This is a genomic window from Bacteroidota bacterium, assembly GCA_018266835.1.
Classification (GTDB): domain Bacteria; phylum Bacteroidota; class Ignavibacteria; order Tepidaquicellales; family Tepidaquicellaceae; genus JAFDZO01.
The window spans coordinates 1,057,494-1,080,625 of the sequence record JAFDZP010000002.1 but is presented as its reverse complement, the minus strand read 5'-3'; the positions used below and the strand labels follow the sequence as shown (position 1 = coordinate 1,080,625).

The following is a 23,132-nucleotide window of genomic DNA, read 5'->3' as shown; positions in this document are numbered from 1 at the left end:
TGAATTGTTTAAAAACAGAAAGGAATTAAAGAATGTGATTCGCCAAGGCGAATAACAATTTACTATTCATCAGTGACATCATAATAATCATAAACATCAGTGTTCCGGAATGCGACAATAATGCGACTTTTTTTTGACAACTAATAACCGGCAACTGACAACTAATCGATTTGAAACGCTTCAAAGTCAATAACTTCTCCGTCTTTGACTTCACATGCGATGGCAATGGGATTGCAGCAGACTTCGCAGTCCTCTACATAAGCCTGAGGATCTTCAGTGGGGTCTATAAGAATTGAGATTTTCTCAAAACAGTAAGGGCAGGTAAATTCGTGTTCTATTTGCATAAGAAATTTTTACCTATTAGTAGGGAAAAAATTGGCGGCTCAAAAAAATTCAAGCCGCCGATAAATTTATAACGCCATGTCATCTACTTTGTCTAACCAGTGTTCGACATAACTTACGTTCTGCTCAAAGCACTCTTCAACAAATGGTGAGCCGAGCTTTGGTACTTTCAGTAACTCAGTATAAGATCTGCTGCCGCCTTCTTTGCAAAGCTTGATGTAATCAACCATGGCAGTATCGCGGTTCTCGTTGAACTTTCTCCAGAATTCAAAAGCGCTTATTTGTGCTAAGCAGTAATCTATATAATAGAAAGGGCTTTCATAAATATGTCTCTGTGCCTGCCATCTTCCGCCATTCTCCAGATAGTCGTTATCAATGTAGTCAAGTAATGGCAGATATTTTTTCTCAGTGTGTCTCCAGCAGGCTTTGCGCTCTTCAGGAGTAGCATCAGGATTTTCATAAACGTAATGCTGGAACTCATCTACGGCAGTTCCGTAAGGAATAAAAATCATGCAGCCGTTGATAGCAGAAAACTTGAACTTCTCCGTATCTTCTTTAAAGAATGAATGCATCCACGGCCATGTAAGAAGCTCCATACTCATTGAGTGGATTTCACATGCTTCCATAGTAGGATTGTGATACTCAACGATGTTAAAATTCCTGCTGCAATATGCCTGAAATGCATGGCCTGCTTCATGGGTAAGAACGACAATATCATGCGATGTTCCGTTGAAGTTAGAAAAGATAAAAGGCGCTTTGTAATCTTCGATGAAGGTACAATATCCGCCGGCTTCTTTCCCTTTTTTGTTAACAAGGTCCATCAGCTCGTTATCAACCATGAAGTTGAAAAACTCACCCGTTTCATTGGAGAGTTCTTCATACATTTTTTTTGCGTTCTCTAAAATCCATTCGGGAGTTCCTTTGGGAGTAGCATTGCCCGAGTTAAAATCCAGCGCGCCGTCGAAGTACTCTAATGTTTCAAGTCCCAAGCGATTTGCCTGTCTTTGTTTCAGCTTTGCTGCAATCGGCACTGCGTATTTTTTAACGTAGCTTCTGAATTTTTTTACGTCTTCAGCATTGTAATCTGTACGGCTCATTCTGTAATAACCGAGCTCTACAAAATTTTTGAAACCAAGCTTTGTTGCGATTTTATGTCTTACTTTTACTAAGTCATCGAAAATTCTGTCAAGCTCTTCAGCGTTATCTGCATAGTATTTCCATTTTGCTTCATTGGCTTCTTTGCGTTTTGCTCTGTCCGTTGAAAGCATAAACGGTTCCATGCCGGCAATGTTTCTTTCTTCGCCGTCGTAGAAAATTTTTGCAGTGGCGATAAGCTTATTGTACTCTGTGCAGAGTTCATTTTCTCTTACAAGGTCATCGTTGATGACTGGGTCGTAAGTTTTTATGTAACACTCGGCAACATCGAATAAAAGCTTGCCAAATTTTTTCTCAAGTTCATCCTTGAATTTTGAATGAACAAGTGCTTTATAATAATTTGAAATATATCCTGAGAAGATAGGGGAGTTGTCATCGAAGAATTTTTTTTCTTCTTCGTAAAACTTGTTGTTTGTATCGATAGAATAGTTAACCGAAGCTATGTTAAACATCGTTGAAAAATTCTTTCTTACAACGTTAATTTTTTCAATAACGCGGCACTGAATATCTGCTGACTCGGCATTATTAAATTCTGTTAAATCACTTTGTATTTCACGTCCGATATTATCAAGGTCAGGGCGGGAATACTTAAAATCTGAAAACTTCATGAAGAAATAAAGTGGGGTTGAAAAAATTTGAAAAACAAATATAAATTAAGGGGGGGCAATTAACAATTAAGAATTTTTAGCATAAAAACTGACCTAAATCATATTAAATCTGAAAAAAATATACCATTTTTACAATACAAGGTATTTGATTTTAATTAAAATTTCTTATTAAAATGAGTGCTCGAATTAAAGTTCTTTCTTCAATTTTAACTATTGTTCAATGAATTCCTCCAAATTCTCAACTATTGATGGCAATGAAGCTGCCGCTTACATAGCTTACAAATTAAACGAAGTTATCGCAATATATCCTATAACACCTTCTTCGGGAATGGGTGAACTTTCCGACGTCTGGTCTTCCTTGCGCAAGCCCAATATCTGGGGCAGCGTACCCGTAGTTCAGGAAATGCAGAGCGAAGGCGGAGCTGCAGGCGCAGTTCACGGCGCATTACAAACCGGTTCGCTTACAACAACTTTCACTGCATCACAGGGATTATTACTGATGATTCCAAACATGTATAAAATTGCAGGTGAACTTACTTCAACTGTATTCCATGTAAGCGCAAGAGCACTTTCCGCACAGGCACTTTCAATCTTCGGAGACCACAGTGACGTAATGGCAGTAAGACAAACAGGATTTGCAATGCTATGTTCAAACTCAGTACAGGAAATTATGGATACTGCTTTGATAGCCCACGCAGCTACGCTTGAATCAAGAATTCCGTTCATACATTTCTTCGACGGATTCAGAACATCGCATGAAGTTGCCAAGATTGAATTAATACCTGAAGAAGTCATTAAGCAAATGATTGATGAGAAGTTTATTTATGAACACCGCAAACGCGCGCTTTCACCGGATAATCCTTTTATAAGAGGAACAGCTCAAAATCCTGATGTTTATTTTCAGGGAAGAGAAACCGTTAATAAATATTATGATGAATGCCCGGGTATTGTTCAGAAGTACATGGATAAATTGTTTGAACTGACAGGAAGAAGATATAATTTATTTGATTACTACGGAGACCCGAATGCAGAGAGAATTATTATTATGATGGGCTCAGGCGCAGAAACAGTTGAAGAGACAATTGATTATTTAAAACAATCAGGCGAAGAAAAAATCGGAGTGTTAAAGGTACGCCTGTTCAGACCTTTCTCAATAAAACATTTTATAGATAAGCTTCCTAAATCTGTTAAGAAAATAGCAGTTCTCGATAGAACAAAAGAACCCGGCTCAAACGGTGAACCGATGTATAAAGATATTGTTGCTGCAATAAGCGAAGCAATGACTTCAGATAATCCTCCGTTTGAAAAATTTCCCCATGTAACCGGCGGAAGATACGGACTTTCATCGAAGGAATTCACTCCTGCAATGGTGATGGGAATTTATGAAGAGCTTAAAAAAGATAATCCAAAGAATCATTTTACAATCGGAATAAACGATGATGTAACTTTCACAAGTCTTAAGTACGATAAAAATTTCTTAAAGGAAAATGATAGTGTATTCCGCGCAATGTTTTACGGACTTGGCGCAGATGGTACAGTCGGAGCGAATAAAAACACAATTAAAATCATTGGAGAAGAAACTGATAACTATTGCCAGGGATACTTTGTTTACGATTCAAAAAAGTCAGGCTCGACTACAATCTCGCATTTAAGATTCGGTCCTCATCCGATTAAATCATCTTACTTAATCGGCTCATCAAATTTCATTGGCTGTCATCAGTTTAACTTCCTTGAAAAATTTGATATGCTCAGAAACATTGTGGATGGCGGAACATTTTTATTGAACTCTCCCTATGGAAAAGCTGAAATTTGGGATAAGCTCCCGAGATTAGTTCAGGAAGATATAATTGAAAAGAAAATTAATTTCTATGCTATAGACGCTTATAAGGTTGCTAAGGAAACGGGAATGGGTTCACGCATGAATACAATTCTGCAAACATGTTTCTTTGCAATATCGGGAGTACTGCCAAGCGACGAAGCTATAGGAAAGATAAAATACTCAATACAAAAAACATACGGAGCAAAGGGCGATGAAATTGTAAATAAAAATTTCAATGCCGTTGATAAAACTCTTGAGAACTTATTTAAAGTTGATGTTCCTGCAAAAGCTACCGGTAATATTGAACTTCCTCCTATAGTTCCTAATGATGCTCCTAACTACGTAAAGAATGTTCTATCCAAAATGATTTCCGGAAACGGCGATGAAGTATCAGTCAGTGAAATGCCTATCGACGGAACATTTGCATCGGGAACATCTCAGTGGGAAAAAAGAAATATCGCATTGCAGGTTCCTGAGTGGGATGAGAGTATCTGCATTCAATGCGGCAAGTGCGCAATGATTTGTCCCCATGCGACTATAAGAATAAAAACTTACGATAAGAAATATTTGGAAACTGCTCCTGCCGGATTTAAATACATGAAGGCAAAAGGAAAAGAATTCGGTGAAGATACATTGTACACAATTCAGGTTGCTGCAGAAGACTGCACAGGATGTACACTATGCTATGAAATTTGTCCTGTAAAAAATAAAAGTGAAGTAAGACTTAAAGCTCTTAATATGATACCTCAATTACCTGTAAGAGAAAAAGAAAGAGCTAACTGGAATTTCTTCAAAGAGCTTCCCGAATACGACAGAAGTAAACTTAATATTCACTCTATAAAAGACAGCCAGATTTTGCAGCCCCTGTTTGAATTTTCAGGAGCATGCTCGGGCTGCGGTGAAACTCCCTATATAAAACTTGCAACACAGCTCTTTGGTGATAGAATGATAATTGCAAACGCTACAGGATGCTCCTCTATTTATGGCGGAAATTTACCAACGACTCCTTATACAATTAATATCGATGGCAAAGGTCCGGCATGGAATAATTCTTTGTTTGAAGATAATGCTGAGTTCGGTCTTGGTATGAGATTATCTATTGATAAACATTTTGATTATGCAGCTGAACTTTTGATTTCCATGAGCTATGATTTAGGAGAAGTTTTTGTAAGCGAAATTCTCCACTCACCGCAAAAAGAAGAGATCGATATTGCAAAACAGAGAGAAAGAATTGCTCTGCTCAAAGAGAAGTTAAAAAATATAAAATCACATAACTCCGAAATGCTTTTAAGTGTTGCTGATTATCTTGTAAGAAAATCTGTTTGGATTATCGGCGGGGACGGATGGGCATATGATATCGGCTATGGCGGACTTGACCACGTTCTTGCCTCCGGTAAAAATGTAAATCTTCTTGTGCTTGATACTGAAGTTTACTCCAATACAGGAGGACAGATGTCTAAGTCAACAGGTATCGGTGCAGTTGCAAAATTTGCATCAAACGGAAAAGCGTCTCCTAAAAAAGATCTTGGACTGCTTGCAATGAGTTATGGCAACGTTTATGTTGCGCGTGTTGCAATGGGAGCGAATGACTTGCAGACCCTTAAAGCGTTCCTTGAAGCTGAAGCTTATGACGGACCATCACTTATAATTGCTTACTCCCATTGTATAGCGCACGGAATAAATATGGAGAAAGCATTAGACAGCCAGAAGGGCGCAGTTGATAGCGGTTACTGGCAGCTGTTCAGATACAATCCTGATTTATTGAAAGAAGGAGAAAATCCGTTTAAGCTGGATTCCAAACCTCCGAAAATAAAATTTGAAGATTATGCTTACAGGGAAACACGTTACAAGATGCTCACAAAATCTCATCCGGAACATGCAAAGCACTTATTAAAACTTGCGCAGGAAGAAGTTAATAAAAAATGGAAACAATACGAAAAGATTGAAAAAGAACATGCGCCTGAACCTAAAAAATAAAAAGCAAATATTTTTATGATTAAAATATTATTCTTAATATCTGCAGGATTTCTAACTCCGCTGTTTCATGTAAACAAAAGTGATGTGGACTTGAAAAATGGCGAAACGATTTTTAAGACAGGAAAAAACTTATCGGGAGAAGTATTGCAGGATATGGAAAAATCTGAAATGAGCGGAATGCAGCACTCTTGCGCGCACTGCCACGGTGAATCTGCCGAAGGAAAACCTCATAGAAGAATGGGACCGACTGGTTCTATTAAGTTCAAGGATTTATCGGATGCGAATTTGCATAAAGTGCCTTATACGGATGAACTGTTCTTCAGATTTTTAGATAAAGAATTAAAGAGTGATGGTTCACCTGCAAGCACAGGAGTTGTATGGAAGATGTCAGAAAAAGATAGGAATGATTTGCTGGCTTACTTAAAAACTTTAAATTAAAATTTTGAAACCCGAAGCGCGGCTTCGTTTAATATAAAATTATGGACCTTTCAACAAAATACATGGGTTTAAAATTAAAAAACCCTATAGTTCCATCGGCTTCTCCCTTGTCAAAAAATCTTGACTCAGTAAAGCAGCTTGAAGACGCCGGCGCTTCTGCAATTGTATGTTACTCTTTATTCGAAGAGCAAATCACTCACGATGCAGGCGAGCTTGATTATTTTTTAACACACGGAACTGAATCTTACGCCGAAGCCTTAACATATTTTCCCGATGTGGAAGATTATAATCTTGGACCTGATGAATATTTAAGGCACATAACACGAATGAAAGAAAGCGTTCACATTCCTGTTATAGGAAGTCTCAACGGAGTCAGTGTCGGCGGCTGGACTAAGTATGCAAAGCTAATAGAGCAGGCAGGAGCAGATGCAATTGAATTAAATGTATATTACATTCCTACCGATATAAACTTACCCGGATACGAAGTTGAAAATATGTATGTAAACGTTTTGAAAGCAGTGAAAGACAGCGTGAACATTCCTGTGGCAATAAAATTAAGTCCTTACTTTTCTTCCTTTGCAAATATGGCAAAGAGGCTGGATGATGCAGGCGCAGATGCGCTTGTAATGTTCAACAGATTTTATCAGCCTGACTTCGATCTGGAAAATCTTGAAATTGTTCCTCACTTACTGCTCTCAAGCAACTGGGAAATGAGAATGCCCTTAAGATGGATTGCAATTCTCTATAGGAAGATTCATGCAAGTATGGCTGCCACAAGCGGAATACACAGTGCAGAAGATGTAATAAAAATTATGATGGCAGGCGGTGATGTTGCAATGGTGTGTTCTGATTTACTTCGTCATGGACCCGTTCGCATCACTGAAATTCTCAGCGACATTATTAGCTGGATGCAGGAAAGAGAATACGATTCGATTACTCAGATGAAGGGAAGCATGAGTCAGAAATCTGTTAAGGAACCTGCTGCATTTGAGCGCGCAAACTATATGAAGGTTCTGAACAGTTATAAATTATAATTGTCATCAATAAAGTTATTTGTAAATAGATTCATATTAATTAATTTAATGCACATCCATTAAATTGATATGAAATCACTTTACATATTTCTTGCTCTCGTTCTGATTTTTTTCTCAACGGGATTTCAATCTTTACCCTCTGTATCAGATGCCAATTCCGACTTCGAAACACTCTCGGATAATTTTGTAAATGAATATCTGGAGATAAACCCTGAGTCTGCTGTTGGACTCGGTCTTCACCAATACGACGGAAAGACATCAGATTATTCTCTTCAGGGATTTATAAAGCAAATTGACTGGCTGAAAAATTATAAGTCAAAGCTTGAACTTATCAATCCTTTCTCTTTAAATCAAAAAAATTATTTCAACTACAGGCTTTTATCGAATGAAGTTAATAAGCAATTGTTTGGTTTAGAGGACAGGGAGTTTTTCAGAAAGAACCCAATGACTTATGCGGGGGCAGTTGACGTGAACATTTACATCTCTCGTGACTTCGCTCCTATAGAAGAGAGAGTAAAATCTATAATTAAGATAGAAAAAAATGCTCCCAATGTTTTTGCAGCAGCAAGACAAAACCTTAAGCCGGTTCTGCCTAAGCCCTATGTTGAGCTTGCAATTTCAATAGCAAAAGGTTCAGCAGATTTTCTCGGAAGCGATCTGAAAGTCGCATTAAAAGATGTAAAGAACGAAGCTCTTATGAAAGAGTTCAACGATGCTAATGACAGGGCAATAAAAGAATTAAAAGACTATGCTGATTATCTTGAAAAAGAAAAACTCCCTAAGGCAGATAATAATTATGCGATAGGAAAGGAGTTGTATCAGAAGATGCTGGCAGGAGAAATGGTTTCATATACACCCGAGCAGATTTTAGAAATAGGATTAAAAAAACTAAAAGAAGAGCAGCAGAAGTTTGAAGAAGTCGCAAAGAAAATTGACCCCACTAAAAAAGCTATAGATGTATTTAAAGAAATTCAGGTAGAGCATCCCACGGCAGAAAATCTTATTCCCGATACAAAGAAAAACCTTGATGCAATCAGACAATATCTTATAGATAAAAAAATAATCTCAATGCCATCCGATGTGAAAGCACTTGTGAAAGAAACTCCGCAGTATGCGCGTGCAACAAGCTTTGCATCAATGGATACTCCGGGACCGTTTGAGAAATCAACTCAGGCATATTATTATGTAACTCCTGTTGAAAGTAACTGGAGTGATAAGCAAAAAGATGAGTGGCTTACGGCATTCAATTATTATACAACTGATGTTGTTTCAATTCATGAAGCATATCCCGGACATTACGTTCAGTTCCTGCATCTGAATGCAAGCGATGCGACTAAGCTGCAGAAGATTTTCGGAAGTTATGCATTCACTGAGGGATGGGCGCATTATACTGAGCAGATGATGATTGAAGAGGGCTTCGGAAAAGATAAAGGTGATATGGCTGCATTAAAATATCATCTTGCGCAATTAGATGAATCGCTGCTCCGTTATTGCCGACTTTGTGTCTCAATAAAAATGCATACGCAGGGAATGACAGTGGATGAAGGGACACAGTTCTTTATGGATAACTGCTACTACGAAAAACAGCCGTCGCGTTCAGAAGCTATGCGCGGAACAAACGACCCCGGCTATCTGAATTATACACTGGGAAAACTTATGATATATAAATTAAGAGATGACTATGCAAGACAAGAGGGAAGTAATTATTCACTGATGAAATTTCATGACGAGATGTTGAAGTACGGAATGCCACCTATACCGTTACTCAGGGAAATAATGCTGAAAGATAAAAGTATCTGGAATGACATTTTATAATTTTAATGTAAACAAAAGGCGGTTCATCACCGCCTTTTTTATTTTATTGTACTTAAATCTTTCATGAACCAGTCTCTGTCTTCTTTCTTTTTTATCTGAGCTGCTGATTCTTCTGCTAACTTTAAATATTTCTCTTTTTCTTTTTTCTTTTTCAGAACCATGTATGCTCTTGCGATACATTCATATCCATAGCCCAAATCAAAATCTGTGAAGCCATGTTTCATGGTTAAGTCGTAACATCTTTTTGCATAATAAAGCGCTTCTTTTCCGAAACCAAAATGGGCATGCACACGTGAGCAAATCCATTCGCCCCTTTGCTGATTTAGTTCTGTTCCGGCAAATTTCCAATGCCATGTAGAGATATGCGCCAGTCTTATTGCTTCACAAATATCATCCTCGGTCGGATTATCTTTTTCCATAATTTTCCACGTACCATTGAATGCGTCAATTCCAATTTTTCTGTGAGCATCTTTACTTATCTCAGGATTTTTAGACATAGATTTTTATGAAAATTTAAAAAAAGAATGTTAATACATTCCTTCGTAATTTTCCATGTAGTCTTTTATGAATGAGTATCCTTTCACATTTGCATAAACTGATACCATCGACCACAATCCCCCGTAAAGCAAATTTACATTTTCATAACCAAGCTCTTTCAAAAGCTTTGCGCATCTTGCAGGGTCATCGCCGCTTCCGTAAATTAATATTGCTGCTTTTTTATCTTTTACTGTCTTCGTGACTTCACTTGCGAATTTATCCGGAGGCAAATTCAGTGAGTGTTTTAATCGCCCTACGTTCATGTGGCTCATTGATGCCTTATTATTAAAATCATCAGCCGGTCTGACATCTAAGATTATTAAATCAGATTTTGATTTAATCAGGTTAAGAGTTTCGTAAACGTTAAGAATATTATATGTGGGAAGATTTTCAAGATAAATTTTCTTTGCGTTAGATTTACCTTCCCTGTGAAAAGCAGCTAATCCTCCTATAAGATGATGGACTTTTGTAAATCCGTTTTGCGTTAACAAATTAGCAGAGGCATTCCCTGCTCCGTTGATATCATAAATTAAAACTGTATTGTTTTTGTATTGTTCTAGCCGTGAAAGATTATCGCTGAATTCAGTGTAAGGAATATTAATAGCTCCTTTTATTTTCCCAAGGTTATATGAAGTGTTTGTATCATTTCCTGCATATTGAGTAGAGGGACGCAAATCAATAATTAATATATCACGGTTCGCTGAAATTAAATTACCTGCTTCTTCCACAGAGAGATTTTTAAAAGGGGGATTAAAAACTATCATATCTTTTTTACCCGGAAATTCAGATTCGCTTAGCTGATTCATCAAAGACATTCCGCCGTTCAGATTATATATTTTTTTGAATCCCTGCTCAGATAAATATTTACTGACTCTCCGGCTGCGCTGGCTGTGTGAGCAGTACAGCACTACCGGTTTATCGGTATGATCTTTTATTTCATTAACTCTGTCTTCAAAAGTTTCAATGTTAATATTTATTGCTCCTTTAAGATGACCTATGTTAAGACTTTGCTTAGAACTGGTATCAGCAAATTCCCCGGGACTGCGCACATCAATTAATAATGCATCAGGATTTGCTTTTAAAAACTCAACAAGCTCTGCAGGATATAGATTGTGATATAAAATATTGTCGTTCACAAAATCAGTTTGCGCGCGAAGTGAGACTGATAAAAAAAATAATGCAACAAATAGGATAAGTTTTTTCATAAAATTGGATGTTTAGAGAGGGGAGTTGCTAATTTTACGTCTTATAAGGTTAGATGTTTCGAAATGAATCTTGTGACAGGAAATGTTTACAAATCTTTTGAAAACATATTTAAATCTTCTCTTCTTTCAAATCCGCTTTTAAGCCAGAACTCACCATTAGCTTTATTATCCGATTTCAGCATTATGATACAGCGCTTAATACCTGCTGACTTTATTTTTTCCAGTGAAAGATTTGTAAGCGTTTTGCCGATTGATTTTCCTCTGTAATTTTTATTGACTGCAAGATGATAAATATATCCGCGTCTTCCATCGTGCCCGCCGAGAATTGTTCCGATAAGATTGTCTTTATAGTAACAAACAAAACTCATTCCTGGATTTCTTTCAAGGTACATTATTAATGCATCCTCCGTATCGCTTTCCAAAAATCCCATGCCTTCAGTTTGTTTCCAAAGCTCAATGGATTTTTCATGGTCTGAGAGAGTCATTTCTCTGTAATAATACATAATATTAATTCAGTTTTTCAAAAGTCAATTCCTGAAATCCTTCTCTCCAATGTTTAAGACCCAAGTTGACAAGTTTAGGTAAATCTTCATCATACACCTTGGCAAAAATATTACCGCAGTCAAGCAGCTTACCCTCTCCGTACATTACTCCCATGCACTTTACAACTTTGTTACGTGAGGGATTTAAAGGACCAATTACAACTTCGCCGGGATGAATAAACACAGAGGAATTCTCCTGTATAATATCCAGTTCTGGTGCGTTATCAGTCCAGATTTCCTCTCCCGATACTTTTGCATGAAAGAATGTTTTTGTGAACGGCAGCGATGCATCAAATGCTTTTGATGTTTCCGGTGCTTCGGAGTAATATTTAAAATGGATTGTTACTCCGTCGTTTGTTTTTATTTGAAATCCAGACATGTTTGTATTATTTTTTATTTCACTACCGCTATTGCCATTCCGTCGTACTCTTTTACTCCGACGGTCTGGATTATTGTTACATTAACTTCTTTGCACTCAGATAAAAATTTATTGAACCTCTGCACTCCCAACACTTTTTCATCCGCACTGTTTTCATTCAGTATATCTCCATTGCGGATAACGTTATCTGCAATAATCATCGTGCCTTTATGTGAGAGCTTTAATGCTAACTGAAAATATTCTGTATAAGGCGGCTTATCAGCATCAATGAAAATAAAATCGAATGGTTCAATTTTTTCTTCTATCAGATTTTGCAAAACTTCCATTGCTTTACCGTTTCTTATTTCAACTTTATCTTCAAGTCCGGCTCTTGTTATGTTTTTCATTGCGACTTCTGCATGATGCGGTTCAAACTCAATTGTTATGAGCTTTCCGTCATCAGGTAATGCCCGTGCCAGCCAGATTGTGCTGTAGCCTGCAAGTGTACCAACTTCCAAAATTCTTTTTGCATTACAGCTCATTGCAAGGATTTGCAGAAGCTTGCCCTGATTGGGTGAAACACTTATCTGAGGAATATTTTCTGTTACTAAAGATTCTTCTGCTTTTAATAAAGCCTCGTCCTGCGGAATGAGAAGTTCTTCAATATACTTATCTACGTCTTCAAATATTTTGTTGTCCATAGTTATTCTATAATTACTGCTAAGATTAAATTTTGTTGCGAATAAGTACCTTGTAAGCTTCAATGAATTTTTCAAAATCATTTTTTGTCTTTTCATCTGTTATTTCACCACTCTCATTTATTTTTCCTTTTATCCCATGAATCAATAAAGTTGTATCTTCATTGAATTGCGCCATGATAGTTTTCATAATGAGTTTAAGCTCTTCATGTCCTTTTGCTCCGTGCGCAGATGCAGTTATTATGCCTGTGGGTTTATCTGAAAAAACCGTTGTGGCAACACACCACTCAATTGCATTTTTTAATCCGCTTGGAATACTGAAAACATATTCGGGAGTGCAGATAATTATTCCGTCAGCTTCTGCTATACTGTTTCTGAATTTTACTATTTCGACGGGGGGATTTTCGGATGAAAGTTCGGGATCAAAATGAGGGAGTGTTTTTAAATCGTTAAAAATCGTTACATCAAAAACATCCTTTGTTAAATCTGCAAAACGTTCAACAAGTCTTTGATTAGCGGAGTTACTGCTTGCGCTTCCGATGATTGCAAACAGATTAAATTTTCTATCCATATTAGTTTGCAAAAAATAGAAAATTCCGTTTACAATTTATACAAAATAAAAAAGGCGGTTCATATCACCGCCTTAGGAGAAAACATCACTGTTACACAAATTACTGCGCCAGATAACCCCCATCTACCGCGTAATAAGAACCTGTCACAAATGATGCTTTTGAACAACTCAGCCATAAAACTAACTCTGCAACTTCATCTGCATTTCCTAATCTGTTCATAGGATGCAAGCCAGCTAATGCTGCAATTGTTTTTTCATCGAGAGTATCGGTGAGCAAAGGAGTCTCAATATAACCGGGTCCCACTGCATTTACACGAATGTTTTGCTCTGCATATTCAATACCTGCCGTCTTAGTAAGCCCGACCACTCCGTGCTTTGCAGATACATATCCTGAAAGACCTTTAGTACCCACCTGTCCCAATATGGAAGAGATATTTACAATGCTTCCGCCTCCGCTTGCTAACATAGCAGGGATTTGAAAATGCATTCCGTAAAATACTCCCGATAAATTAATTCCGATTATTTTATTCCAGCTTTCAATAGGATAATCTGCTGTAGGGAGTAAGTCGCCGCCAATGCCAGCATTGTTACATGCAATATGCAACGCGCCAAATTGCTTCATAGCTTCCTTTACAAGATTTTCCTGGTCTTTAGGATTTGAGGTATCAGCGTTGAAAAAAACTGCCGTTCCTTCTTTAGAAATAATTTCTTCTGTAACTTCTTTACCCGACTTTTCATTTATATCAGATACAATAACTTTTGCACCCTGTGCTGCATACAATAATGCAATAGCTTTACCAATACCGGAGCCCGCGCCGGTTACCAATGCGACTTTGTTCTCTAACATCTTCATAATTTTTTCTGTAAGTTTTAGTGCGATCTGTGAATAGAATTTCGATAATGGTTGCGACATAACCCCTGTAAAACAAGTCATGCTGCCGAAACCAAAAACGATTAGCATGCTGTTTTGATGCTAATGTAGAATTGTGTAAAAAAAAATCTGACGGAGAGGAGACCTCCGTCAGATACTGAATGTTTCTTACAGATGATTACTTTACTAATATCATTTGCTTTGTTGAGCTAAAGCTGCCTGCTTCTAATTTGTAGAAGTAAACACCTGTAGCAAAAGATGCTGCATTCCATTCAATATTATAACTTCCTGCATTTTGTGATTCATTAACAAGCGTACTTACTACATGCCCCAGAGCATCGTAAATACTAAGCTTCACATTACTGCTTTGCGGAAGTGTGTAATTTATTTTGGTAGAAGGATTGAACGGATTAGGAAAGTTCTGCTCCAATGTATAATTAACCGGATTTGTTATTCCGCCGTTATGAATTCCGACTAAACCTTGTGTGTTAAATCCTGTATTGTAAACATCGAAGTTTGTGCCGCTTCTGAAATCCTGCCATACAACTATTGCTCCCTGATTTCCGTTGCTGACAATTCTTGGATTCAACTGGTCGTTGCCGACTGCGCAGATTTCAAATCCTGTTGCTGCCCAGTTCAATGCTGCATTGGATGCAATTCTCTGTGCATAGATATCTGAGTTACCCGCGTTGCGATGATCTTCCCATACAATGTATGCGCCGTTGTTACCGTCGCTTACAAGCTGAGATTTTATCTGGTCGCCAGAGGCTGTGCAGATAATTACTCCGGTAGCAGTCCATTGAACTGCACCTGTTGAGTTAACTCTCTGTGCATAAATATCTGATGTTATACCTGTGCGTTTATCGCTCCATGAAATGATTGCGCCGCCAAGACCGTCGCTGACAATCATAGGGTCTATCTGGTCGTATGCAACATTGTTGTTCATTACAACTCCGTCAACTGCCCATACAATACCGCCTGCTGGTCCCATTCTCTGTGCATAAATATTATAATCTGTTGTGCTTCTGAAATCATACCATGTAACTATTACGCCTGCTGCGCCATCGGTGCAAAGGTCAGGCTTGCGCTGGTCTGATGCCATAGTACAAGTTGCAACGCCGTTAGTTGTCCATTGCGGTGCGCCGCCTGCGCTTATTCTTTGTGTATAAATATCATAGTTACCGGCTCTGTTATCTGCCCATGTTATAAAAGCTCCGCCTAAGCCGTCGTTTACAACTGCGGGACCGTTTTGTTCTGCTGCCTGATTACAAACGCTTACACCGTTAGCTACCCAGAGCATAGCTCCTAAGCTGTTAACTCTCTGCGCATAAATATCGGCAAAGCCGTTATTGCTTCTGTAGTCCTGCCATGTTAAAATTGCTCCGCCAACTCCGTCTTCAATCATTGAAATTGTATTCTGGTCAAAAACTACTGCGCATACGGGAACTCCGTTTAATGCCCAGAGAACCGTGCCTGAAGAATTAATTTTTTGTGCATAGATATCTGCTGTTGCGCTTCCGCGGTAAGACTGCCATGAAATAATTGCGCCGCCTACGCCATCGCTTACTACAATAGGATTGTAATTACTATCCTGCGTGCAGATTGCAATTCCGTTTGTTGTCCATAAAGGATTTCCTGATGCGTTCATTCTTTGCGCATAAATTTCGTATTTGCCGTTGTGTTTATCCTGAAAAGCTACTATAGTACCACCGGCACCGTCAGTTGCCATTGCAGGATTTATCTGGTTATTTGATGCTGTGCTTACAGGTCCTGTTGTCTGTGAAAAAGTTGTAATAGGTATTATTAGAATTGCTGCGAGTATAAAACTGTATAAGCCTGTCTCTCGAATTACAAAATTAATCAATTTAGTTAAATGTGTTTTCATTTTATGAATTTTTAAACTTTAAATTGCTTGGGAAAAATAAACTTCAAATCAATTTTAGAAAGATAACAGGTCTTCCTGATTTAATTGAAGACCCGTTATTAATTCAATTATGCATTACCATGTTACAAAATTTCCTTCAGTACTTATTTTATCACTATGAGTTTTTTAGTCATGATAAATTTATCATTGCCATCCGTCATAATTCTATAGAAATATAAACCGCTGGAAATTCCTGAAGCATCAAATTGCACTGTGTAAAATCCTGCTGATTTAGTTTCATTTACAAGTGTTTTTACTTCACGTCCTGCCATATCAAATACGGTTATATTAACCATAGCATCAATGGGTATTTCAAAATTTATCTTTGTAACAGGATTAAACGGATTAGGATAATTCTGAGAGAGATTAAATTTGGAAGGAGTTCCGATTTGAACGAAACTGCTTAGATTGTGATACTCATAGTTACCGTTATAATCAATTTGTTTTAATCTGTAATTGTATTTACCGGTCTGTAAGTTTTGGTCCTGGAAGTTATACTCCGATAAAGTGTTTACTGTTCCATTTCCCGCAACAAATCCTGCATTTACCCAGTTATCATTTGTGGCTGAGTAATTTTTCCTTTCAATTTCGAATCCTGAATTATTTATTTCTGAAACTGTTGTCCATTTCAGATTTACGTCTCTGTTGTTTACAATTGATGTCAGTGATGCAAGTTCCACCGGAAGCGCAGTATTGAATCCGTATGTAACTATATCGAAATCATTGCCGCCTCTGAAATCCTGCCATACTACTAAAGCTCCGTTATTGCCGTTGCTCACAATAGAAGGATTTAACTGGTCATAATTTGCATCGCAAACAGCAACACCATTTGCTGACCAGTTCAATGATGCATCGGACGCTATTCTTTGTACGTAGATATCTGAGTTGCCTGCATTACGATGGTCTTCCCATGCTATGTATGCGCCGTGATTACCATCACTTACAAGCTGTGATTTTATCTGGTCGTTTGCTGCTGTACAAATAGTCACACCGGTTGCAGTCCATTGAACTGCTCCTGTGGAGCTTACACGCTGTGCATATATATCGGCAAGAACTCCCGTTCTGTAATCTGTCCATGTTATTATTGCTCCGCCAAGTTCATCACTGATAATTTGCGGTTCTGTCTGAGCGTAAGCAACATTGTTATTCATAACAATACCATCAACTGTCCATACAATTCCTCCTGCAGGTCCTTGTCTTTGCGCGTAAATATTAAAATCTGTTGTGCTTCTGAAATCTGACCATGTAATAATTACACCCGCTGCTCCATCGCTGCAAATTGAGGGAGTTAACTGGTCTGACGCTGAAGTACATGTTGCTACGCCGTTAGTAGTCCATTGCGGCGCGCCGCCTGCGCTTATTCTTTGTGTATAAATATCGTAATCTCCGGCTCTGTTATCTGACCACGTAATAAATGCTCCGCCTGTGCCGTCGCTGATTAGTTTTGGTGCGCCCTGCTCTGCTGCCTGATTACAAATGCTTACACCATTTGCTACCCAAAGCATTGCACCTGTAGGACTTACTCTCTGCGCATAAATATCGGCAAGACCGATATTGCTTCTGTAATCTCTCCATGTTAAAATTGCTCCACCGTTGTCATCGTTAACCATTGTAATTGTATTCTGGTCGAATACTACAACGCATAAAGCAACTCCGTTAGCAGTCCATTGTACAACTCCATTAGAGTCAATGCGCTGTGCATATATATCTGCAGTAGCGCTGTTTCTGTAAGACTGCCATGTTATAATAGCTCCGCCTATACCGTCGTAAGTAATTGCAGGATTATAATTGCTATCCTGTAAACAAATTGGTACACCGTTTGGTGTCCATACTGCAAGTCCTGATGCATTAATTCTTTGAGCGTAAATCTCGTATTTACCGTTTCTATAATCCTGCCATGTTACAATTGTACCGCCGCTGCTATCTGTAGTTGATGCAGGGTTTATCTGGTTATTAACTGCATTGCTGACAACACCTTCCTGTGAAAAAACAGATACGGGCATGGTGAAAATTACTGTTAAAACTAAAATCATAAGCAGCCCTATACTGCTTGTAAATTTCTTTAGGATTGTAGAGTTACTATTCATTGTTTTCTATTTGAAAATCATAAATTAGAAGTGTTAAAAATTAACACAACTTTAGCGCCTCTTCAGTGTATGTTGTTCAACGATCAATTGCAGACCATTCGGTCTTAATTTAAAAGATGTATTACATAGAAACCGGATTTACTAAGTTACAATCTTCTCTTGCAATACATGTGCCAATATTTCATATATTTAAATAATACTATATTTACTTACATATTTAATTTAAAAAAGGTCTCCCGAATGAACAGGAGACCTTTTGTTGACGATATATCTTACATCTCATCGATTGGAATTACAATTTGAAATCAAGCCCGATTAATGCACTTAAGAATGTGCTTGATCCGTTTTTATTGAAAACGTAATGAAGTTTTGTTTTCAGCATTAAGTCCATTGAATCACTTAAAGGAAGTATAACTCCGGGACCTGTATTAACACCAAAGTTAACTGTTGAAGTGCTTGGTGTTGTAACTATAGGCGCTGTAGTTGTTGTGTATTCTTTTACACCAAAAATATAAGCTCCTAAACCGGCTTCCATAAAGAACTTAGCTTTTACATTAGCGCTTGAAAGAACATATCTTGGTCCTGCAGTAATACTTATAAACGATGCACCGGGTGCGGCTACATCAGGTTTTGACGGCATATCATAATATCCAACGTTTAAGAAGAATGATACTTCTCTGTTAACTTTTAAATTAAAGTCGATACCTGCATTGAAACTTGATTTATAATAATTACCAAGGTCTCCAATTGGAAAGCTGACACCTGCAAAAGGTGCGATTGAGAACGCAGGATACTGCGCTATCATAGTTTTTTTAACTGTTTGTGCTTGTGATACATTAGACGTGATTATCGCTAACATTATTAAGGCAAACATGATTTTGTAAATTTTTGTAAACATTTTGTTATTCCTTTCGTTTTGTAACCAAAAGTGGTTACGCATATAAACTACGCAATTAACATGTGAACACCTATCGGGCAAACGGCTGAAAAAGGAACTACACCCAATGGACTATAAAAAATTAATTTGTATTTCCGAAAGTTGTCTGGAAGTTTTTTTGAAAGACTTTTTAAAAGATTTAATGATGCTCTTTAATTTTATGAGCGTGTGCGGCTATCTGTACCCGGGAGCGCAACGCCATCTTTTCCAGTATATTATGGACGTGGCTTTTGATTGTGAACGGGGAGAGGTGAAGCGCTTTGCCTATTTCTTTATTTGAGAGACCGTCTGCAATAAGCTCAACTACCTGACGTTCGCGCTTAGTCATTTTGATAAGATGTTTAAGGGTGGGACTTTTAATTGTACTGATAGCTCTTTCAATAATCTGATTAAAAAGTGTATCAGTCATATTAGGAGGCAGAACTTTTTTGCCTGCTGCTACTGCGTGAATTGTTTTTAGAAACTCGCGGACTTTTGCATCCTTAAGTATAAATCCCGATGCGCCTGCCTTTACATAGTCGATGATGTCATCTTCTACTGGCATTAAGTCCATTACAATTATTTTTACGTCTGATGATTTGTGTCTGATGAGTTTTACTGCGTGAAGACTGTTTCTGCTTCTGAGACCAAGGTCAATTAATACTATATCAGGGTTAAGCTCTTCTATTTTTGAAAGTGATTTATCTGTATCTCCGAATGAGCCTACAACTTTCATATCTGCGCGTTCGTTTATCATTGAAGTTATTCCCTCCCTTAGCAGGCGGTTATCTTCAATAATCATTACGTTTATTTTTGTTATCTGATTCATTTACATCTATTTCTTATAATTAAAACATAGTAATACAGATGATAATCCATCTGCATCAAACGCAATTTAACTCGTAAGGTTCCTTCTTTTATAAGGTCGGCAATCACACAGCAAAGAGTAAGGGGAATAACCGTCTTCTCTTGAGACGCTGATTTTAAGTGAAGGAGAGTTTGTGAGTGTTAAATCTTACTAACTCTGCATCTCGGAGTGCAGCGCAACTTTTTTGAAAATATCGTGAACATGGTTCTTCAGCTTAAAAGCTGATATATGAAGAAGCCTTTTGATTTCTTTATTATCTGTTCCGTTTGCTATCAGTCCGATTACCAGGCGTTCGCGCTTAGTCAGTTTAACCGGTTTCATTTCTTCTGAATTTTCTGTCACTTCAGTGCTTTGTTTTGTTTTAAATATTCTTATTTCCTCACGTTGGCATGGAATAACTTCCTTACCTGCAGCTACTGAGGCAATGGCATTAATAAAATCCTCTATCTTGCAATCTTTCAGGATGAATCCATTAACCCCTGCTTCTACATATTCGTGTATTTTTTTTTCTATATACATAGTATCAGTTAATTGTTTATCTGCGCTGCTTACCACAACGGAGAATCATTGTACTTTAAAACCTCTCCTATGTGTTTCAAAAATTCATCTGTAAAACTAGAAGTCAAAGATCCCTGAATCAGGAAATCATTATATCTTATAAACTATGAAGATTGTTTTTATTGAGCAAGAGTCCTTTGGATTGGAAAAAGAATTAGTCCGCTTAGACTATAAATTGACTAAGAATTATTTTCAGAGGCTTTGGGGTTTGTCTCTTTGAACTCTTTACTGGTGTGAGCATATGTTGCAATCTGTACTCGTGAGTGCAGTGCCATTTTTTCCAGAATATTATGCACATGGCTTTTTACTGTAAACGGAGATAAATTAAGCAGCTTGCCAATCTCTTTATTTGCAAGTCCGTCGGCAATAAGCTCAATTACCTGGCGCTCGCGTTTTGTCATTTTTACTGCCTGCTCTAAATCTGAAGTTGTCGTTCCGTTTACAGCTCTGTCTATTATCTGATTAAAAAGAGAACCTGTCATATGAGTTGGCAGGATTTTTTCTCCGGCAGCAACTGCATTTATTGTTTTGATGAACTCATGGACTTTGGCATCTTTAAGTATAAACCCTGATGCGCCTGCTTTTACAAAATCAAGTATGTCATTTTCTATCGGCATCAAGTCCATCACAATAATTTTTATTTTTTCCGAACGCTGCTTGATAGATTTTACAACTCGCAGACTGTTCTGACTTCTTAATCCTAAATCAATTAATACTATATCAGGTTTTAGTTCAAATATTTTTGTTAGGGCATTTTCTCTTTCGCTGAACGCTCCGACTACTTTTAATTCGGGCTGTTCGTTTATTAAGCTTGTAATTCCTTCGCGAAGCAGACGGTTGTCTTCGATTATTACAATACTTGTTTTATTAATTTTTTTTGTTGCTTTCATAATACATCCTTCATTTGTTTAATATTCATCCGGGGTCAACTTCATATTCCATACGTAAGGAACTGTAAGTATAAGAATGTAAGTAAAATTACGGAGAGTTGTAAGTGTAATGTCCGCTTATTTTTCATAGAAAAGAAAGGAGCTCTTTCTTAAAGAAATAAAAAGAGCTCTGTAACGAGGGCTTTAAAATGCGGATATTTACAGCGAGGACAGGCATAAAATTGTATTATAATCAAAGAAATAACTTAAAATTGGACAGTTTCTCATTTAATGTATCTAAAGAAACTATTTTCGCAGTTTTTATATCCAGTTCCAGACATTCCGGGCAAATTTCATTTACCGGAATAGGTTTTGTAGATACCATAAATTCCGCATCTGCTGCATCCGGATATTGAGAACAATCTTTTCTGCTGTGCCAAAGATCTTGCAGAGTGGTTCTGGCGTAAGTTCCATATATCTTAGACATAACGAGAATGTTAAGTTTTATGAAAATGTTGAAATTTCATATTGAGACTTGTGGTTGATTAAACTTATACTATTTGCAGTAAGAGTACAATTAATCTTTGGATTGAATTAGGAATTAATCCCAATGGATTAGTTTAGTAGGATTGAAAATAAAAAAGGCGGCTCGTCGCCGCCTTGATGATCGCGTTAATCACGCTTTGTGTTATGTTACAATAGAGCTCTCTATTCGAGTACAAAAATATTTTTTTCTTTACAGATATCTTTTAATACCTTCGGCCATACCGTTACGCTTACTTCTCCTAAATGCGCTTTCTTTAGCAGATGCATTACGGTTCTTGACTGTCCTATTCCTCCGCCGATGCTCAATGGAATTTCATTGTTCATTATCATTTTGTGATAAGGGAAGTTTAAGAAATCAAGCTGGTCAGTCATTTCAAGCTGAAGCTTTAATGTTTCGGGATTTACTCTTATACCCATCGAAGATAACTCATGTCTTCTTTGTGTTACAGGGTTCCAAACAAGTATATCACCGTTAAGTCCGTGCATTGGTCTTCCGTCTTTCGATACTGTCTCAGTTACCCAGTCATCGTAGTCTGCTGCTCTTAGTTCATGGGGATACCCGTCTTTTAGCGTCCAGCCGATTCCATAAATAAATACTGCAGGATATTTTTGCAGTATGGCTGTTTCCCTTTGTTTCCTTGGAAGGTTAGGATACATTTCAAGCAAGTCCTCAGCATGGATGAATACCAGATCTTCTGGAAGATTCGGATACTTATCTGTTTTCAGCTGCGGGAATTTTTCCTGAATGTACATTTCCGCTACTTTTATTACGCGCCAGATTTTCTTTACTGTGTCGGTCAGATAGTCGAGAGTTCTATCTTCCGGACGTATGACTTTTTCCCAGTCCCACTGGTCAACGTATGCGCTGTGGTCGTGGTCTAAGAAATAATCTTTTCTTACCGCCCGCATATCGGTAATGATACCTTCGCCGGGCTGCATATCAAATTCTTTTAATGAAAATCTTTTCCACTTAGTTGCTGCCTGTACTACCTGGGCATTTACGGGATTTTTATTATAATCGTTGTTGATGTGAAACTCTATAGGAGTTCTTGAACCGTCTCTATCCAGATTATCATTGAAGCCGCTTTCGTCATCGACGATTAAAGGCACTTCAACCTTCATAAGATTTAACTCTTTTGAAAGTCCGTCTTCGATAAATCTTTTTAATTCAGTGATTGCAAGCTGTGTTTCTCTTGGAGTGAGAAGTGATTTGTAGTTGTTTGGCAGAACGTTTCTGAGTTCATCGTAGTTTCCGATTCCGGGTCCTGCTAAGTCTTTTTTCTTTACATCAATTGGTTTGGTATCCATGACATACTCTCCTTATTTATTAAAAATAAAGAACAGAAATATTTCCCAAACCTGACTTCAAATTAATTTATAGAAGAATGTTTTGT

At 37.6% G+C, this 23,132-nt stretch carries 21 protein-coding genes; 4 read left to right on the top strand and 17 right to left on the bottom strand.

Annotated features, from left to right (window positions below; all coding sequences use genetic code 11):
* Positions 1-161: 161 nt before the first annotated feature.
* A complete protein-coding gene (locus JST55_06490) occupies positions 162-344 on the bottom strand; it encodes a CPXCG motif-containing cysteine-rich protein (protein ID MBS1493137.1) in 183 nt (60 codons plus the stop codon).
* A 66-nt stretch (positions 345-410) separates the two neighbouring features.
* Positions 411-2,105, bottom strand: a complete 1,695-nt coding sequence (locus tag JST55_06485) for a M3 family oligoendopeptidase (protein ID MBS1493136.1) — start codon at positions 2,103-2,105, stop codon at positions 411-413.
* A gap of 220 nt (positions 2,106-2,325) precedes the next feature.
* Here JST55_06485 and nifJ point away from each other — a divergent pair, with 220 nt between their 5' ends.
* The 4 genes from nifJ (at position 2,326) to JST55_06465 (ending at position 9,188) form a co-directional block, all read left to right on the top strand.
* Complete coding sequence (nifJ, locus tag JST55_06480) at positions 2,326-5,901, top strand: pyruvate:ferredoxin (flavodoxin) oxidoreductase (protein MBS1493135.1); 3,576 nt, start codon at positions 2,326-2,328, stop codon at positions 5,899-5,901.
* Positions 5,902-5,916: 15 nt separating this feature from the next.
* Positions 5,917-6,339, top strand: a complete 423-nt coding sequence (locus JST55_06475) for a c-type cytochrome (GenBank protein MBS1493134.1) — start codon at positions 5,917-5,919, stop codon at positions 6,337-6,339.
* A gap of 41 nt (positions 6,340-6,380) precedes the next feature.
* Positions 6,381-7,373: a dihydroorotate dehydrogenase-like protein gene (locus tag JST55_06470; GenBank protein MBS1493133.1), complete on the top strand. Its 993-nt coding sequence runs from the start codon at positions 6,381-6,383 to the stop codon at positions 7,371-7,373.
* 69 nt (positions 7,374-7,442) lie between these two features.
* Positions 7,443-9,188, top strand: a complete 1,746-nt coding sequence (locus JST55_06465; protein MBS1493132.1) for a DUF885 domain-containing protein — start codon at positions 7,443-7,445, stop codon at positions 9,186-9,188.
* A gap of 38 nt (positions 9,189-9,226) precedes the next feature.
* Here JST55_06465 and JST55_06460 read toward each other — a convergent pair whose 3' ends face one another.
* From JST55_06460 to JST55_06390, 15 genes are all read right to left on the bottom strand, one after another.
* A complete protein-coding gene (locus JST55_06460) occupies positions 9,227-9,685 on the bottom strand; it encodes a hypothetical protein (protein ID MBS1493131.1) in 459 nt (152 codons plus the stop codon).
* A gap of 30 nt (positions 9,686-9,715) precedes the next feature.
* Positions 9,716-10,930, bottom strand: coding sequence for a rhodanese-like domain-containing protein (locus JST55_06455; GenBank protein MBS1493130.1), 1,215 nt, complete (start codon positions 10,928-10,930; stop codon positions 9,716-9,718).
* A gap of 86 nt (positions 10,931-11,016) precedes the next feature.
* On the bottom strand, positions 11,017-11,433 hold the full coding sequence (locus JST55_06450; protein MBS1493129.1) for a GNAT family N-acetyltransferase: 417 nt from the start codon (positions 11,431-11,433) through the stop codon (positions 11,017-11,019).
* 4 nt (positions 11,434-11,437) lie between these two features.
* Complete coding sequence (locus tag JST55_06445) at positions 11,438-11,851, bottom strand: DUF3830 family protein (protein MBS1493128.1); 414 nt, start codon at positions 11,849-11,851, stop codon at positions 11,438-11,440.
* Between the two features lie 14 nt (positions 11,852-11,865).
* A complete protein-coding gene (locus tag JST55_06440; GenBank protein ID MBS1493127.1) occupies positions 11,866-12,531 on the bottom strand; it encodes an O-methyltransferase in 666 nt (221 codons plus the stop codon).
* 25 nt (positions 12,532-12,556) lie between these two features.
* The gene (locus JST55_06435; GenBank protein MBS1493126.1) at positions 12,557-13,099 is read right to left on the bottom strand and encodes an NAD(P)H-dependent oxidoreductase; all 543 of its coding nucleotides are present in this window, start codon (positions 13,097-13,099) and stop codon (positions 12,557-12,559) included.
* A gap of 100 nt (positions 13,100-13,199) precedes the next feature.
* Positions 13,200-13,952: a glucose 1-dehydrogenase gene (locus tag JST55_06430; protein ID MBS1493125.1), complete on the bottom strand. Its 753-nt coding sequence runs from the start codon at positions 13,950-13,952 to the stop codon at positions 13,200-13,202.
* A gap of 196 nt (positions 13,953-14,148) precedes the next feature.
* A complete protein-coding gene (locus JST55_06425) occupies positions 14,149-15,855 on the bottom strand; it encodes a T9SS type A sorting domain-containing protein (protein ID MBS1493124.1) in 1,707 nt (568 codons plus the stop codon).
* A gap of 143 nt (positions 15,856-15,998) precedes the next feature.
* Positions 15,999-17,981, bottom strand: coding sequence for a T9SS type A sorting domain-containing protein (locus JST55_06420; protein MBS1493123.1), 1,983 nt, complete (start codon positions 17,979-17,981; stop codon positions 15,999-16,001).
* Positions 17,982-18,273: 292 nt separating this feature from the next.
* Positions 18,274-18,840 carry a hypothetical protein gene (locus tag JST55_06415; protein MBS1493122.1) on the bottom strand — a complete coding sequence of 189 codons (567 nt, stop codon included), beginning with the start codon at positions 18,838-18,840 and terminating at the stop codon, positions 18,274-18,276.
* Positions 18,841-19,057: 217 nt separating this feature from the next.
* Positions 19,058-19,726, bottom strand: coding sequence for a response regulator transcription factor (locus tag JST55_06410; GenBank protein MBS1493121.1), 669 nt, complete (start codon positions 19,724-19,726; stop codon positions 19,058-19,060).
* A 189-nt stretch (positions 19,727-19,915) separates the two neighbouring features.
* The gene (locus tag JST55_06405) at positions 19,916-20,284 is read right to left on the bottom strand and encodes a response regulator transcription factor (GenBank protein MBS1493120.1); all 369 of its coding nucleotides are present in this window, start codon (positions 20,282-20,284) and stop codon (positions 19,916-19,918) included.
* Positions 20,285-20,502: 218 nt separating this feature from the next.
* Entirely contained in the window at positions 20,503-21,213 is a 711-nt protein-coding gene (locus JST55_06400; protein MBS1493119.1) for a response regulator transcription factor, read from the bottom strand.
* Between the two features lie 232 nt (positions 21,214-21,445).
* On the bottom strand, positions 21,446-21,679 hold the full coding sequence (locus tag JST55_06395; GenBank protein MBS1493118.1) for a hypothetical protein: 234 nt from the start codon (positions 21,677-21,679) through the stop codon (positions 21,446-21,448).
* Positions 21,680-21,900: 221 nt separating this feature from the next.
* The gene (locus JST55_06390; GenBank protein MBS1493117.1) at positions 21,901-23,046 is read right to left on the bottom strand and encodes an aspartate--ammonia ligase; all 1,146 of its coding nucleotides are present in this window, start codon (positions 23,044-23,046) and stop codon (positions 21,901-21,903) included.
* Between the last annotated feature and the right edge of the window lie 86 nt (positions 23,047-23,132).